The organism is Marinobacterium lutimaris (assembly GCF_900108065.1).
Taxonomy (GTDB): Bacteria; Pseudomonadota; Gammaproteobacteria; order Pseudomonadales; family Balneatricaceae; genus Marinobacterium_D; species Marinobacterium_D lutimaris.
The window spans coordinates 1,527,861-1,542,623 of sequence record NZ_FNVQ01000001.1 but is presented as its reverse complement, the minus strand read 5'-3'; the positions used below and the strand labels follow the sequence as shown (position 1 = coordinate 1,542,623).

15 protein-coding genes and 1 tRNA gene are annotated in these 14,763 nt (G+C 59.2%); all 16 read left to right on the top strand.

From position 1 onward, the window contains the following. Window positions 1-136 precede the first annotated feature (136 nt). The 16 genes from C4S72_RS06875 to C4S72_RS06800 all read left to right on the top strand — a co-directional run bounded on the left by C4S72_RS06875 (window position 137) and on the right by C4S72_RS06800 (window position 14,743). Window positions 137-1,213 (top strand): DUF2066 domain-containing protein, encoded by a 1,077-nt coding sequence (locus C4S72_RS06875; RefSeq protein ID WP_146071869.1) that lies wholly within the window; start codon window positions 137-139, stop codon window positions 1,211-1,213. Beyond that, window positions 1,206-2,288: an AI-2E family transporter gene (locus tag C4S72_RS06870; RefSeq protein WP_407657699.1), complete on the top strand. Its 1,083-nt coding sequence runs from the start codon at window positions 1,206-1,208 to the stop codon at window positions 2,286-2,288. Before C4S72_RS06875 ends, C4S72_RS06870 begins: the two co-directional genes overlap by 8 nt. Window position 2,289: 1 nt before the next feature. Next, window positions 2,290-2,997 (top strand): DnaA regulatory inactivator Hda, encoded by a 708-nt coding sequence (gene hda / locus C4S72_RS06865; protein WP_104002283.1) that lies wholly within the window; start codon window positions 2,290-2,292, stop codon window positions 2,995-2,997. Between the two features lie 241 nt (window positions 2,998-3,238). Beyond that, a complete protein-coding gene (locus tag C4S72_RS06860; RefSeq protein WP_104002282.1) occupies window positions 3,239-3,604 on the top strand; it encodes a hypothetical protein in 366 nt (121 codons plus the stop codon). A 55-nt stretch (window positions 3,605-3,659) separates the two neighbouring features. Beyond that, window positions 3,660-4,364, top strand: coding sequence for a TIGR01621 family pseudouridine synthase (locus C4S72_RS06855; protein ID WP_104002281.1), 705 nt, complete (start codon window positions 3,660-3,662; stop codon window positions 4,362-4,364). A gap of 27 nt (window positions 4,365-4,391) precedes the next feature. After that, a complete protein-coding gene (locus C4S72_RS06850; protein ID WP_104002280.1) occupies window positions 4,392-4,607 on the top strand; it encodes a hypothetical protein in 216 nt (71 codons plus the stop codon). A gap of 57 nt (window positions 4,608-4,664) precedes the next feature. Continuing rightward, window positions 4,665-5,462, top strand: a complete 798-nt coding sequence (tcdA, locus tag C4S72_RS06845) for a tRNA cyclic N6-threonylcarbamoyladenosine(37) synthase TcdA (RefSeq protein WP_104002279.1) — start codon at window positions 4,665-4,667, stop codon at window positions 5,460-5,462. Window positions 5,463-5,654: 192 nt separating this feature from the next. Then, the gene (locus C4S72_RS06840; RefSeq protein ID WP_104002278.1) at window positions 5,655-5,891 is read left to right on the top strand and encodes a hypothetical protein; all 237 of its coding nucleotides are present in this window, start codon (window positions 5,655-5,657) and stop codon (window positions 5,889-5,891) included. A 122-nt stretch (window positions 5,892-6,013) separates the two neighbouring features. Then, window positions 6,014-6,087 (top strand) — tRNA-Gly (locus tag C4S72_RS06835). A 214-nt stretch (window positions 6,088-6,301) separates the two neighbouring features. After that, window positions 6,302-7,453 (top strand): 2-aminoethylphosphonate--pyruvate transaminase, encoded by a 1,152-nt coding sequence (locus C4S72_RS06830; protein ID WP_104002277.1) that lies wholly within the window; start codon window positions 6,302-6,304, stop codon window positions 7,451-7,453. Between the two features lie 10 nt (window positions 7,454-7,463). Next, window positions 7,464-8,297: a phosphonoacetaldehyde hydrolase gene (gene phnX / locus C4S72_RS06825; protein ID WP_104002276.1), complete on the top strand. Its 834-nt coding sequence runs from the start codon at window positions 7,464-7,466 to the stop codon at window positions 8,295-8,297. Window positions 8,298-8,533: 236 nt separating this feature from the next. Then, complete coding sequence (locus C4S72_RS06820) at window positions 8,534-9,352, top strand: alkaline phosphatase family protein (RefSeq protein ID WP_104002275.1); 819 nt, start codon at window positions 8,534-8,536, stop codon at window positions 9,350-9,352. Continuing rightward, window positions 9,352-10,095 carry an HAD family hydrolase gene (locus C4S72_RS06815; protein WP_104002274.1) on the top strand — a complete coding sequence of 248 codons (744 nt, stop codon included), beginning with the start codon at window positions 9,352-9,354 and terminating at the stop codon, window positions 10,093-10,095. Before C4S72_RS06820 ends, C4S72_RS06815 begins: the two co-directional genes overlap by 1 nt. Before the next feature lie 15 nt (window positions 10,096-10,110). After that, on the top strand, window positions 10,111-12,165 hold the full coding sequence (locus C4S72_RS06810; protein WP_104002273.1) for an ABC transporter substrate-binding protein: 2,055 nt from the start codon (window positions 10,111-10,113) through the stop codon (window positions 12,163-12,165). A 152-nt stretch (window positions 12,166-12,317) separates the two neighbouring features. After that, complete coding sequence (locus C4S72_RS06805; RefSeq protein WP_104002272.1) at window positions 12,318-13,505, top strand: ABC transporter permease; 1,188 nt, start codon at window positions 12,318-12,320, stop codon at window positions 13,503-13,505. Continuing rightward, window positions 13,505-14,743, top strand: a complete 1,239-nt coding sequence (locus C4S72_RS06800; RefSeq protein WP_104002271.1) for an ABC transporter permease — start codon at window positions 13,505-13,507, stop codon at window positions 14,741-14,743. Before C4S72_RS06805 ends, C4S72_RS06800 begins: the two co-directional genes overlap by 1 nt. Window positions 14,744-14,763: the final 20 nt, after the last annotated feature.

Genomic DNA, 14,763 nt, shown 5'->3' with positions numbered 1-14,763 from the left:
GCTACAGTGCTAATCATAGTTTTCTTCGTTCTGTGATAGAGTTGGCAGCGCCCATGATGAACCGGCCCCTAGCTGCTCAGTGCGGCGCAGGGAGGGCTGATACCGGTGTTTGCCCCAGCCAGAGGAAAAGGCGCTGATGTTGTTGTTCAAGTCCACGCTTAGAAACCTGTTTCTTGCTCTTCTGCCCGTGATGCCCCTGTCGGTGGCTGCGGCGCCGGTAGAGCAACTGTTCAGTGCCAGTGTTAACGCTCAGGCGCCGCAGGAGCAGCAGCTGCGCAGCGCCCTGGCGCAGGTGATGGTGAAGGTGAGCGGACGTCGTGAGATTCTGGATAATCCCGCCTATGAGACGGTGCTCGATAACGCCTCTCTGCTGCTGGCTCCCGCCGCGGAGCCGGATCGTATCGCCTTTGATCCGCTGGCCCTGACCAAGCTGATGAACAGCCTGGATATGCCGGTGATGCCGGAAGATCGCCCCGAACTGCTGGTCTGGCTGGTACGCGGCAACGGCGCCGACGCCAGTCTTGTCGAACCCTCAGCCGAGATTTACCGCCAGCTGCACGCATCCGCCGCCGAACGCGGCCTGCCGATGCGCGATCCGCTGCTGGATTTGACCGATCAACTGGCGCTGGAGCCGTCACAGCTCGCGGGATTTGCCACCGAAGCGGTGCTTCAGGCTTCGCAGCGCTATGGCACGGATGCGGTGCTGGTAGGTCATCTGATGGAGTCCAATGCGGACTGGATGCTGCTCAGCGATGCCAGCCAGGTCAGCCTTAACAGCGAGCTCGAACCGATCGATCTGCGCCGCATGGTCGATCAGGTCGCCAACAGTCTTTTTGGCGTTGAGGAGATCAGCGGCGGTCAGCGTTCTCTGCCGCTGCAGCCGGTTGCAGTTGACGAATACCTGCCATCAGGCGAAGAGATCGAGATACAGGGGCTCAACAGCGCTGCTGCTTATCTGACCCTGAGTGGCTGGCTCAACCAGCAGCCGGGTGTGACCCGGGTGGTGACCGCCGGTCGCACCGGCAGCGGACTCAAACTGATTATCGAACTGGATGGCACCGGCCCGAGCCTGCGCTCACTGCTGGTGGGCGACAGCCGTATCACGGAATTGAGTAGCGGCGTCTACTCCTGGGTGGGGCCTCAGGTCACCGCCCCGGCGGTAGAAGAACTCCCGAGTGGGGAAACGGAGGAACAACTGGATGGAACTGAGTGAGTCCCAACGCTGGTTTTTACTGATCACGACGCTGGTCGTCGGTGTACTGGTTTACCTGCTTGCCCCGATACTTTCTCCTTTTTTGGTCGGGGCGCTGCTGGCGTATCTGACTGACCCTGTCGCCGACCGTCTGGAAGCGCGCGGGGCCAGTCGTACCCTTGCCGTGGTGATCGTGTTCCTGTTCCTGTCGCTGATCATGGTGGCGGCGGTGCTGCTGCTGATTCCGCAGCTCAGCGAACAGATCCAGACCATGATCCGGCAGATCCCGCTGGCATTGGATGTGCTGCATAACCGTCTGCTGCCGTGGATCGAAAACACCCTGGGTGTGCCGATTAACCGTCCGGATATCGACAGCGTGCGGGAGTTCTTCCGCAGTCACTGGCAGCAGACCGGCAACCTCGCGGCGCAGATCATGGGCAGCTTGACCCGTTCCGGCCTTGCCGTAGCCGCCTGGGTGGCCAACCTGGTGCTTATCCCTGTGGTGACCTTTTACCTGCTGCGCGACTGGGACCTGATGATGGAGAAAATTCAGCGTCTGCTGCCGCGCAACCTGGAGCCGCGGGTAACCTTGTGGGCGCGGGAGTGCGACGAGGTGCTGGGTGCGTTTATCAAGGGTCAGCTGCTGGTGATGTGCGCCCTGGGCGTGATCTATGCATTGGGGTTATCGATAGTCGGACTTGATCTTGCGCTGCTCATTGGTATGCTTGCCGGCCTTGCGAGCATCGTTCCCTACATGGGGTTCTTCGTTGGCATCGTGGTGGCTGCGGTTGCGGCCTACGTACAGTTTCAGGAACCCATGGTTCTGATCTGGGTTGGTTTGGTGTTCGGTATCGGTCAGGCGCTGGAAGGGATGGTGCTCACGCCGCTGCTGGTGGGTGATCGCATCGGTCTGCATCCGGTTGCCGTGATCTTCGCCATTATGGCGGGCGGCCAGCTGTTCGGATTTGTGGGTGTGTTGCTGGCGCTGCCGGTGGCTGCAGTAATCATGGTTTTGCTGCGGCACCTGCACGAAGGCTATAAAAGCAGTCGGCTGTATAGCTCCGACAAGCCGGAATCGACCGGTGAAGTAGAGTGAAATGAGTAGGAAAAAGGCGCCAATTCAGCTACCTCTGGGTATCGGCCTGCGTGACGACGCGCGGTTCGAGAACTTCGTGTCGGGCGACAACGGGCTGGCCCGTGCCGAGCTCGAGCGTGCCGCTCAGGGGCAGGGGGAGCAGTATATCTACCTCTGGGGCCATGCCGGCGTCGGTTGTTCTCATCTGCTGCAGTCCTGCTGCCATGCCGCCGATCCGGTGCGCCGTACCGCTGTCTACATGCCGCTGGCCGAGTTGAGCCATGCAGGCCCCGAGCTGCTGGAAGATCTCGACCAGCTGCAGCTGGTCTGTATCGATAATGTCGAACGTGTGGCCGGGCAACCGGAATGGGAAGAGGCGCTGTTCCACCTGTTCAACCGCATGCGTGCCATTGGTCATGTACTGATTTTGGCGGCGGACCGTTCGCCGCGTTCTCTGGGGCTGAAACTGCCGGACCTGGAATCGCGCCTGAACTGGGGTCTGGTGTTCCAGGTACGCCCGCTTGACGATGAGACCAAGGAGATCGCCCTCAAGGCCCGCGCCGAGGCCCGCGGCCTGAAGCTGAGCGACGAGGTGGTGCGTTACCTGATGCATCACGGCAGCCGCGATATGGCCAACCTGTTGGTTACCCTCGATAAGCTCGATCACGAATCTCTCAGCGCTCAGCGCCGCATCACCGTGCCCTTCGTCAAACAGGTGATGGATTGGTAAGACGCTTCCAGCGTTGTCATCAAGACGTCACCACAGCTTCACATTCTCATCCACCGAAAGTTTTATGCTTGAGTGAATTCTGAACAGCGGACGCACCTAGTGTGCACCGGTTCGGGAGTGCTTTGCCTAAACGATACTTGGCCTTAACAAGACTGCCTTAACGAATCCGTTTTGGGAGGACTGCATGTTTGATGCTTCGGTGGTTCAATCTCGATCTTTCCCCTGTCCGGAAAGTGTCTCCATGGATGACACGGCTGGGGAAGAGAGTCTCTACTGGCTCGAAATCCCCGATGTCAGGATGACACTGGCGCACCGGGTCTCGCCGCTTCGCGGCACCCGCGCGGTAATGGCGCGTCATTGGTTTCATGGCAGCGTGGCTGTGGCTCCATCGCGCTTGATCGCTTCGAGTACCGGGCTGATCGTGCTCGACGTGATCCGGCCGCGTCAGCCTGACGGTTTCCTTGAACTGGAACTGCCCACGCCGGGATGTCTTGAGCTGCACCTGGATGCGGAGCGCTGCACAGACCATCTGCACGGCTACTGGGAGCTGCGTATTTTCAGCGGTCAGGCTGAGCAGATCGCCCGGCTTTTGTCCGCATCCGCTTGATCCCCCATCGGCTTTTCCGGAAAATCGCGTCTCCCTAACGCCGCCGGATCAGCCGATGTACAGACTCCATGCAGAGACCGAACACTTCCTGGTGATTGATAAAGCACCTGGTATCAGTGTGCATCGCGACCAGTCCGAAACGGGTCTGGTGATGCAGGTGGAGCAGGACCGGGGCGAGAAGCTCTGGCTGGTGCACCGCCTCGATCGCATCACCTCCGGGCTGCTTCTGCTGGCCCGTTCCGCCGATGCCTGTAACCGCCTGGCCGAGCTGTTTCGTGAGCAGCGGGTGGAAAAGTTCTACCTCGCGCTCAGCGATAAAAAGCCCACTAAAAAGCAGGGGCAGGTGATCGGTGATATGGAACGGGGCCGTCGCGGTAGCTGGAAACTGCTGCGCAGCCGCGAGAATCCGGCAATCACCGAGTTTTACAGCTACTCCGCCGCTCCTGGTCTGCGACTGCTTCTCTGTAAGCCAGGCACCGGCCGAACCCACCAGATTCGTGTCGCGCTGAAAAGCGTGGGCGCGCCGATCATCGGTGATCCGATCTACCACGAGGCGGTAACTGAAGCGCCGGATCGCGGTTACCTGCACGCCTGGCAGCTAAGCTTCACACTGGATGCGCAGGAGTATGTCTTTCGCGCCGATCCGCAGCAGGGCGAGCTGTTTCAGCGAGTGGAGGTGATCGATGCCATCGCTGCTATCGGTGATCCTGCTGCGCTGAAATGGCGCTCCGCTGGCAAGGCAGGACACCCGGCGGTATGATGCGCCGGTTTTAGCGGAGGCAAAGCGATGAGTGAAACAGCCATTCCCCGAGACTTCTATGCGCGCGATGCCGACGAGCAGGCGCTGTTCCTGCAGGAAACCTGGTGCGACAACTGCCAGGAGCTGAACCTGGGCATGAGCGAACCGAAAGAGTACGAACTCTACGGCATCATCTTTATCGAAGGACGCTGCAACAAATGCGGCGAGACGGTTCTCACCGAACTGACCGACGACGATTTCTGACCATCATCTAGACTTTTATCCATATTCTATCCCTATTAAAGAGCATCGAGGCGGATTGTGACAGCAGAGCAGGACCAGCGGTTTGGCGGCACCGAAAGGCTTTACGGGCAGGAAGCGGTGGAGCTTTACCGCAACGCCCATATCGCGGTGATCGGCATCGGCGGCGTCGGTTCCTGGGCAGCGGAAGCGCTGGCCCGTTCTGCCGTGGGCGAGATTACGCTGATCGATCTGGATGATGTCTGTGTCACCAACACTAACCGCCAGATCCATGCGCTCAGCTCAACGGTGGGGCAGTCCAAGGTGGCGGTTATGGCGGATCGCATGCGTGATATCAACCCTGATTGTCTGGTACATGAGGTGGAGTCCTTTGTTACCCAGGACAATGTGCGCGATCTGCTCGATGACCGCTTTGATTACGTCATCGATGCCATCGATTCCGTTGGCGTGAAGGCCGCGATTATCGCCCACTGCAAGCGCAACAAGATCCCGGTCATCACCGTGGGCGGCGCCGGCGGTCAGATCGACCCCACTTGCATCACCATTGCGGATCTGAGCCGTACCGAACACGACCCGCTGGCCGCCAAGCTGCGCAACCTGCTGCGTCGCCACTTCGGTTTCAGCAAGAGCGGTCGCCGTTTTGCCGTAGATTGCGTCTACTCCACCGAGCAGCTGCGTTATCCCCAGCCGGATGGCTCCGTCTGCCAGCAGAAAACCCTGCACGATGGCCAGACCCGTCTCGATTGCTCCGGTGGCTTTGGCGCATCCACCTGTGTTACCGCCACCTTCGGTTTTGTGGCGGTATCGCGCGTCTTGCTGAAACTGTATGAGCGTCATCAGCGGGCCAACGCCGGCTGAGAATTCAGTAGCTGCAATATAGATGAATTATATTCATCTTTTGGTGTACATCTAAGCGTTAGTCATTCAGGATCTAAGACGTTAGTCTAATACCTGTCGAGAGCGATAATCCTCCTCAACCAGCCATTAAATGGGTGAAAGAGGATAGCCAGTCTCTCAAACAGGTACGAATTAGATACTAAGGTGACCCGCATGAAATATCCGTATGCTTACTACAACTCACATATGAGATCTGCATACAACCTGGGCGGGGACCGCTATCGTCAGGATATCGACGAAGGCTTCAAGGTTGCACTTGAGCTTTGCCAGCTGAGCGAAGACGAACTGCGGACCCTTGCCATGAAAGAGTTCAAAGGCCAGGTTGCAAACCAGATCAAACACTTTTTCGCATCCCTGTCTTCCATGACCGGGCGCGTGTTCAGCCACTAAGCGGCAGAACCCCTAGCGAAGCCAGTGCCCCCGAGTTTTATCGGGGCTAACTGGTTTAACCCCTTTCAATCAGTACGTTGCGCCATTTGGCTAAGCTGTGCTCTAATCGAGTAGCTCGTAGAGCGGGTGTAGTTCAATGGTAGAACGGGAGCTTCCCAAGCTCTTAACGTGGGTTCGATTCCCATCACCCGCTCCACTCCTTTCCCTTCGTTTCGGCGACTTCTCAAGCTTCTCACCTCTGACCCGTATTCCTATTGCGCTTCGTTGCAAAGAGTTAAGTAACGGATCTCGTCCATAACCGTTTCTTATAGCGCTAACTGCAGCTTTTTTACGGTCACCCAAACGTCACGCTTCTCCCGGTCGCCTTGGCTTAGAGTGCTATTCCAGACCAACAGGAACGGGATAACTGCATGTGTGATGATCCAGCCATCGATAAGCCGGCCAAGCTGCTGACGCCGGGTCCCATAACCACGACCGCCAGCGTGAAAAAGGCGATGCTGAAAGACTGGGGTTCCTGGGACAGTGATTTTAGCGAGCTGACAGCCTCGCTCTGCTGCCAACTTACCGATATTGCCAACGCGGGCTCCAGCCATGTCTGTGTGCCAGTGCAGGGCAGCGGCACCTTTGCGGTGGAGGCGACGCTGGGCACCTTAGTTGGCCCTGAGGACAAGGTGCTGGTGCTGGCGAACGGTGCATACGGCCAGCGTATCGCCGCGATTCTTTCCCGTTTACGCCGCCCCTTTGTACTGCTCGACAAGGGCGATTACGAGCCACCGCGTGCCGAGGATGTGCGTGCTGCGCTGGCAGCCGATCCAGAAATTACCCAGGTGGCGCTGGTTCACTGTGAAACCAGCTCCGGCATATTAAATCCGCTGGAAGAGATCGCCGAGCTGGTCGAACGTGAAGGGCGGTCGCTGATAATCGATGCGATGAGTAGTTTCGGTGCTATCCCTGTCGATGCGCAGCGGATCCGCTTCGACGCGCTGATCTCCTCCATGAACAAGTGCCTTGAAGGGGTGCCCGGGTTCGCGTTTGCGCTGATCCGCGAGACGGTACTTCAACAAGCCGAAGGGCGTGCGCACTCGCTGAGCCTGGATCTTTACGATCAGTGGCGCTATCTGCAGCGCAGCGGGCAGTGGCGTTACACGCCGCCGACCCATGTGGTAGCGGCAGCGCTGCAGGCGGTGAAGGAGCATGCAGAAGAGGGCGGTGTGGAAGGCAGGCTTGCCCGATACAGCCGCAATCGTGATCTGCTGGTGAGCGGCATGCGAGGCCTTGGCTTTGAAACCCTGCTGGATGACAACTGGCTCTCGCCGGTGATCATCACTTTTCTCTCACCGGCCGACGAACATTTTGTTTTTGCTCGCTTCTATGCGGCGATGAAAAAACGCGGATTCATTATCTATCCCGGCAAGTTGACCCAGGCGGAAACCTTTCGGCTGGGTGTGATCGGCCAGCTTTATTCTGAGGATATTAAGGAGCTGCTGGATGCTGTCAGCGCCGCGCTTGATGAGATGAATATCACACTGCCCAACCGGGTCAGCAATGCCACCCAAGCCTGAGGAACTGACTATGTACTCGTATAAACGACACTATACCGGCCCCGTTCAGGCCGTGATTCTGGATTGGGCCGGCACTACGGTGGACTTCGGTTCACTGGCGCCTATCCATGCATTTACCCGCTTGTTCGCAGCAGAAGGTGTTCCTATCACCGAAGCAGAGGCGCGCAAGCCCATGGGCAGTGAGAAGCGCGAACATGTGCGGCTGATCTGCGAGATGCCGCGCGTGGCTGAAAGCTGGAAGGCCCGGTTTGGCTCAGTGCCGAGTAGTGCAGATGTGGATCGTCTTTACGAGAAGCTGATCCCGCTGCAGGTGGAATCGATCCGCGAGCGCGCAACGCTGATTCCCGGTATGGCGGAGTTCGCCGCCTGGGCCGGCAAACGCGGCATCGGCCTGGGTGGCAACACCGGTTACGCCACGGAAATGGTACCTGAGTTGCTGCAACTCGCGGCAAACCAAGGCTATGCACCCGGCTCCAATGTCTGTGCCACCGAAGTCCCCAAGGCGCGACCCTGGCCGCATATGAGTCTGCGTAACGCCATGGAACTGGGTGTCAGTAATCTGGCCGCCTGCATCAAGGTGGACGATACGCCCACGGGAATAGAGGAAGGGCTTAACGCCGGTATGTGGACCATCGGTGTTGCTATTAGCGGCAACCAGGTGGGGCTGGATCTGCCGCAGTGGCAGGCCCTCAGCATCAATGAACAGGCGGAAAAAAGAGCCGCGGCGACGGATATTATGGCCAGATCCGGTGCCCATTACGTCATCGATTCGGTGGCCGATATCATTCCGGTGATTGAAGAGATCGAACGCCGTCTGGCCAAGGGAGAGCATCCTGCAGGTTAGCGCTTGATCGCACTAAAACATTCAGCCCCGTTGTAACTTCCCCAGAAAAGGGCGGTGGCAGCGGGGCTTTTTGCTGGCCAGGAAAAAGTGATGACGGTTTGAAGTCATCGCATAAATAATCCTTGGGTCTCTAAGCAAATACATAAGCTGGTCATCAATATATCTTTAAGCCGTCACGAATCGGCAATCTCTTATTTTTAACCTGTTGGGCACACTAACCCGTGATTCAGGTATTTATGAGAGACAAGGTGATACTGGTCGTACTGGACGGCCTCGCATATGAAACGGCCCGCAGCTGCATGGGCTTTATGCATGCCCTGACGGAGCAGGGAATCGCCCGGCTGTATAAGCTGGAGTGTGAGTTACCCTCTCTATCACGCCCGCTCTACGAAACTATTCTCACCGGCGTGACACCTGCGCTCAGCGGTATCAGTCACAACAACATCACCCGCAACTCCAACCAGCGCAGCATCTTCCACCGCGCACGTGATGCCGGCATGGTGACGGCCGCTGCGGCTTACCACTGGATCTCCGAGCTGTACAACCGCACCCCCTACGATGCAGTACGAGACCGCTTCACCGACGATCCGGAACTGCCGATCCAGCACGGCTGCTTTTACCACCTGGACCACTACCCGGACGACCACCTGATGCTCGACGGCGAGTGGCTGCGTCGCAAGCACGACCCGGATTTTCTGCTGATCCACCCGATGAATATCGACGATGCTGGCCACAAGGAAGGCCTCGACAGCAGCCGTTATCGCAACGCCGCACGCATGACCGATGTGGCCCTGTCGCACCATCTGCCGGAATGGATCCGCGCCGGCTACCAGATTCTGATCACCGCCGATCATGGCATGAATAACGACTGCTCCCACGGCGGCACTTTGGCGGAGGAGCGCGAAGTGCCGCTGTTCACCATCGGCGGGCGCTTCAGCCAGGTGGAACACTCGGCGTTGCGCCAGACCGAAATCTGCCCGCTGGCGCTTGAGCTGCTAGGCATCCAGCGCAGCGAGAATCCGGAGATCCGCGCGCTGTTGAAGGAGACGCCCTGATGACGCTTGAGACACTGGCGATTTTCGATCTGGATGAAACCCTGGTTCGCGGCGATACCGCCTCGCTGTTCTGCCGCTTCATGGTCGATACCGGGCTTGCCGATGGCACCTTTGTCGATCACGAACAGGAGCTGATGCAGCGCTACGCCGACGAGACCCTGTCGATGCCGGAATATGTGGCGTTCATGCTCAAGCCGCTGCGGCATATCCCGGCGGCAGAGGTGCAGGCGCTGATGCCGGCGTTTATCGATGGCTATGTACGCGAGCGTATCTATCCGCAGGCGCGGGCGCTGATCCAGCATCAGCGTGAGAAAGGGCGCTTCCCGCTGATTATCTCGGCAACCCCTGCGTTTCTGGTGCAGGCGGTGGCCGGGGAACTGGGCGTGGCCGATGTGCTGGCCATCGATCTGGAACTGTCTGAACGCGGCCGCTATACCGGCGCGATTGAGGGTATTCCGACCTACCGCGAAGGCAAGGTTTCCCGCCTGCACGCCTGGCTGGAACAGCAGCAGAAGACGCTGGCGGGCGCCCGTTTCTACACCGATTCGATCAATGACCTGGCACTGCTGGAACAGGTCGATACCCCCTTTGCCACCAACCCGGATGAGCGGCTGACAAAAATCGCCGAACGCCGCGGCTGGCCGATTCTGCGCTGGGATGACCCGGAAAATATCTGCTTTGTGCAGGGGGCAGCACCCCGCGATTCCGTGACACCGCGATCCAACACTCCCGAAACCGCTTAATACAGGAAGATAAGCATGACCAAGCAGTTCCTAGCGAAAAGTATCGCAGCCGGTATTGCAACGCTGGTGACAGGCAGCGCGCTGGCCGCTTGCCCCACCGTGGCAGGTCCGGAGCAGGGCGGCAAGTACCCGCACCTGTTCGAAAAGGACGAATTCGAGGCGAGTCATGACTGCGTGATGAACTTCAGCGCCAACCCGGAAATTGCCGAGCTGAACGCACGCATCGCCGGAAACCCGGAACTGCCCGCGCTGGCTAACCGCATTCCGCAGGAGCCGCTGGTGGTTGTGCCTTACAGCGAAGTGGGTCGCTACGGTGGCGTGCTGGATGGTATCTCCAAGGCCACCGAGTCCGGTACCTCCGATCTGCTCTCTGTGCGTCATGTGAACCTGCTTCGTTTCAGCGATGACCTGAGCACCGTGGTGCCTAACGTGGCCCGCTCCTGGAGCTGGAACGACGACTACACTGAGCTGACGCTGAAGCTGCGTGAAGGTCACAAGTGGTCCGATGGCGCGCCGTTCACCGCTGAAGATATCGTCTTCTGGTACAACAACCTGATTCTCGACAAGAACGTGATCGCCGAGCCGAACGCGCGCTTCCTTTCCGATGGCAAGCCGATGAAGGTTGAAGCGGTGGACGACACCACCGTGCGCTTTACCCTGAACCTGCCGAAGCCGGGCATGACCTCCATGTTCGCCTCCGATTACGCTCAGCCGTTCCAGCCCAAGCACCTCATCGGCAAGTTCCACCCGGAGGTTAACCCGGACGCCGACAAGCTGGCGCAGTCACTCGGTTTCGAGAATGGTTACGAAGCGGTGAAGTTCTACTACGGTCAGTCCGACTGGAAAGACGTACCGACACCACTGCTGAAGGATGCCGCCAAGGCCAAGGCATTGGTCGACGCTGGCTTCACCGCCACCGCACCGACGCTGGAATCTCACATCGTGGTTGAGGATACGCTGGAAGGCCGTCGCCTGGTGGCCAACCCGTACTTCTTCCAGGTGGATACCGCCGGTAACCAGCTGCCGTATATCAACGAGATCAGCGAGGTTTACATCGGCGACGAGGATATCCAGAGCGCCAAGATGATCGCCGGCGAGATCGACTACAAAACCCAGGCGGTCAACCTGACCTCCGCACCGGTACTGCTGGAGAACAAGGAGAAGGGCGGCTACCAGGTGGCGCTACGTCCGACCATCGGCATGACCACCTTCTCGTTCAACCTGACCGAAAAGGATGCGGAGAAGCGTGAAGTCTTCAACGACGTCAACTTCCGTCGCGCCATGTCCGTGGCGATCAACCGCGACCAGATCAACGAGGTAGCCTACTTTGGCCTGGGTAAACCGGCCCAGTACACCGCGTTCGATGCCGATACCGCGCCGTTCGTTACCGATGAGGTGAAGTCAGCCTGGACCGAGTTCGACACCGCCAATGCCGCCGAGCTGCTGGATGCCGCCGGCGTGATCGACAAGGATGGCGATGGCCTGCGCGATCTGCCTTCCGGCGCCAAGTTCGAACTGGATATCCAGTACACCACCCAGGGCGTAGCTACCAAGGTGGTTGAGATGGTCGCCGCCAACTGGACCGATGTGGGCGTGAAAACCAGCATCAAGGAAGTAACCAGCGACGAGTACCGCAACTCCCAGACCGCAAACGATCTGGAAGTCAGCGTCTGGAACATGGGCAAGCCGCAGTTCTCCCTGGCCACCGACCCTGCATGGATGCTGCCGCCGTATGGCACCTTCTTCGAACTGCGTACCGGTATGGAGTGGGGGCAGTACCTGAGCTCCAACGGTGCCGAAGGCACCAAGCCGCCGCAGACCGTCTACGAGATGCAGAAGCTGGCCGAGCAGTTCGGCACCCTGGAGCTGGGCAGCGAAGAGTCGCAGAAGGTAGGCCTCGAGATCGCCAAGCGCACCGTGGATGATCTGTTCATCATCGGTACCGTGAAGGCGGTGAGCCCGATCTACTACAACAACAAGCTGAAGAACTTCAACGTTCAGAAGACAGCATCTGCCGACTACTACTGGGATTATCCGTACCAGCCCAAGCAGTGGTTCCTGACCGAGTAAGACTCGCTTTATAAGCGCTCTTTGCAAGGTTAAGTGCCGGTGCCGCAGCCGCGGTACCGGCCTCTTTCTGGAAGTGCCGTACGCACCCGCGGCGACCTTTCGCAGAAGGACACGCCTCTTCCGAAATATCCGATAGTTAACTGGAACGCAGCATGATCGACTTTTTTGCCAACACCTGGCTGCTCTGGATTCTGCTCATCACCGGCGCCGTGCTCTGGCTGGCGGCGCGCAACAGCGACTACTTTCATTACGTACTGCACCGCTACCTGATGGCGCTGGGCACGCTGCTGCTGGTCAGCTTTGTCGTCTTTGGTCTGATGGAGGTGTTGCCCGGCGATTGCGCCGAGAAGTACATCGCCTACAAAAACACCCAGGGGGAGATGATCAGTCAGGCCACCATCGATGCCGAGCGCGCCCGCATGGGGCTGGATCAGCCGATGCTGCAGCGCTGGGGCAACTGGGTGACCGACCTTACCCTGCGTGGCGATCTGGGCTTCAGCTGCGCCAAGCGCCAGTCGGTGAACCTCGCGGTGGGCGACCGTTTCTGGATGAGCCTGGGTTTCTGTCTGGCGGGTTTGCTGCTGGCATACCTGATCGCGGTGCCGTTCGGCATCCTCTCTGCCTATGTGCTGAACAAGCCATGGGCGGATCGTGATCCGCAGAGCTCTCCGCGTGAGCGCTTCACCAATACGCTGCTGCTCGGCTTCAATAAGCTGATCGACCTGCAGCTGCGCATCATCAGCTACTTAGGTTTAGCGCTGCCCAACTTCCTGCTGGCACTGTCGATCATCCTGCTTTACGTCTTTGCCGGCGAACCCACGCCGACTGGCCTGTTCTCCGATGAGTGGCGAAACGTGCCCTGGTTTACCGACAGCGGTTTCCAGTTCGGCAAGCTTAGCGACTTCCTCGGTCATATCTGGCTGCCGATCTTCGTTATCGGCTGGGCTGCCACTGCGCTGCAGCTGCAGACCGTGCGTGCGCTGGTGGTGGATGAGTCCAACAAACTCTACGTCGAGGCGGCCCGGGCGCGCGGCGTCGAGGGTTTCTCGCTCTGGGCTCGCTACCCGGTGCGCCACTCCATCAGCCCGCTGTTCAACTCCGTCGGTTTCGACTTCCAGCGTGTGTTCAATGACCTGCCAATTGTGGCCGTGGTGATCGGCCTCACCGATGCCGCCGGTCTGCTGATCGAGGCGCTGGCGATGACCAACGATCAGGAGCTGGCCGCCGCAATCCTGTTTCTGGTGGCGCTGGTGGTGATCGGTATGAACCTGCTCACCGACGTGATTCTGGCCGCCGTGGACCCCCGCGTACGCCGCAGTGTTATTTCAGGAGGCCAGTGATGTTTGCCATTCCCGCCAAGTGGCGCCGCAAGGGAGCCGCCTCCGAGGAGGAGGCCTATTACACCGCCGGACAGTTCGCGCTGATCCGCGCCCGGTTCATGAAGAAAACCAGTGGCCTGATCGCCGGGACTATTCTGCTGGCGCTGGTGTTGATGGGGCTGTTTGCGCCGTTCTTCTCACCGGTGGACCCGACCATCCGCGGTGCCGATGCCGAGTATCGTCGCGGTGCGCCCCAGGCGCTGAACTTCTGCGATGAGAACGGCTGCTCGCTGCGCCCGTTCAGTTACACCTATTCGAAAGAGAAGCCGAAGTTCGATCTCAGCGCGCTGGCCGGTGGCGATCTGAATGCGCTGGATCAGCTCACCTCCAGCGGTGCGTTGAGCGCCTCGTCACAGAACAAATTTATCGAAGACAGGGAGCAGCGCCGCTACCTGCAGTTTTTCGTACGCGGCTGGGAATACAGCCTGCTGGAGATCGGCTGGCTCGGTATCGATCTCCGCTCCGACCTGCATCTGTTTGGCGTGGAGCAGGGCAAGCTGCATCTGATGGGCACGGATGAGGATGGCAAGGATGTGTTCAGCCGCACCCTGCATGCGGTCTGGGTCACCATCAGCATCGCCATCGTCGCGCTGATCGTAAAGCTGTTCACCTCGCTGCTGGTGGGCGGCGTCAGCGGCTACTTTGGTGGCCGGGTGGACGCGGTGCTGATGAGCTTTACCGAGGCGGTGCGGGTGATTCCGCCGATCCCGATCTACCTGGCCTGCGCCGTGGCGCTGTCGCAGATCGATCTGACCCCGGTGCAGCGTTATTTTGCCATCGCCCTGGTAATCGGCGCGCTGGACTTCGCCACCCTGGGTCGGCGCCTGCGCACCCATATCCTGGTAGAGCGCAACCAGGATTACGTGCTGGCGGCGCAGCTCTCCGGCGCCTCCACCGGGCGTATTATCTGGCGCCACCTGGTGCCGAGTTTTTCCAGCTACATCATCGTCGATACGTTGATCAACTTCCCCTACGTGATCCTCGCCGAGACCAGCCTGAGCTTCCTTGGGTTAGGCCTGACCGAGCCGGTCAACAGCTTGGGTGTGCTGCTGCAGAAAGCCCAGGATCCGGATATCCAGCAGAACATGGTGTGGCAGTTCTTCCCGGTGGTGGTGTTCGTTGCCCTGATCATGGCGTTTGTTTTCGTGGGTGATGCCCTGCGAGATGCCGCCGATCCCTATTCGGAGCGCAACCAATGAGACTGGAGCAGAAGCCCCGT

Coding starts and splice junctions, on each gene's coding strand:
- C4S72_RS06875 (WP_146071869.1), top strand. CDS start 137: ATGTTGTTGTTCAAGTCCACGCTTAGAAACCTGTTTCTTGCTCTTCTG.
- hda (WP_104002283.1), top strand. CDS start 2,290: ATGAGTAGGAAAAAGGCGCCAATTCAGCTACCTCTGGGTATCGGCCTG.
- C4S72_RS06860 (WP_104002282.1), top strand. CDS start 3,239: ATGGATGACACGGCTGGGGAAGAGAGTCTCTACTGGCTCGAAATCCCC.
- C4S72_RS06855 (WP_104002281.1), top strand. CDS start 3,660: ATGTACAGACTCCATGCAGAGACCGAACACTTCCTGGTGATTGATAAA.
- C4S72_RS06850 (WP_104002280.1), top strand. CDS start 4,392: ATGAGTGAAACAGCCATTCCCCGAGACTTCTATGCGCGCGATGCCGAC.
- C4S72_RS06840 (WP_104002278.1), top strand. CDS start 5,655: ATGAAATATCCGTATGCTTACTACAACTCACATATGAGATCTGCATAC.
- C4S72_RS06830 (WP_104002277.1), top strand. CDS start 6,302: ATGTGTGATGATCCAGCCATCGATAAGCCGGCCAAGCTGCTGACGCCG.
- phnX (WP_104002276.1), top strand. CDS start 7,464: ATGTACTCGTATAAACGACACTATACCGGCCCCGTTCAGGCCGTGATT.
- C4S72_RS06820 (WP_104002275.1), top strand. CDS start 8,534: ATGAGAGACAAGGTGATACTGGTCGTACTGGACGGCCTCGCATATGAA.
- C4S72_RS06815 (WP_104002274.1), top strand. CDS start 9,352: ATGACGCTTGAGACACTGGCGATTTTCGATCTGGATGAAACCCTGGTT.
- C4S72_RS06810 (WP_104002273.1), top strand. CDS start 10,111: ATGACCAAGCAGTTCCTAGCGAAAAGTATCGCAGCCGGTATTGCAACG.
- C4S72_RS06805 (WP_104002272.1), top strand. CDS start 12,318: ATGATCGACTTTTTTGCCAACACCTGGCTGCTCTGGATTCTGCTCATC.
- C4S72_RS06800 (WP_104002271.1), top strand. CDS start 13,505: ATGTTTGCCATTCCCGCCAAGTGGCGCCGCAAGGGAGCCGCCTCCGAG.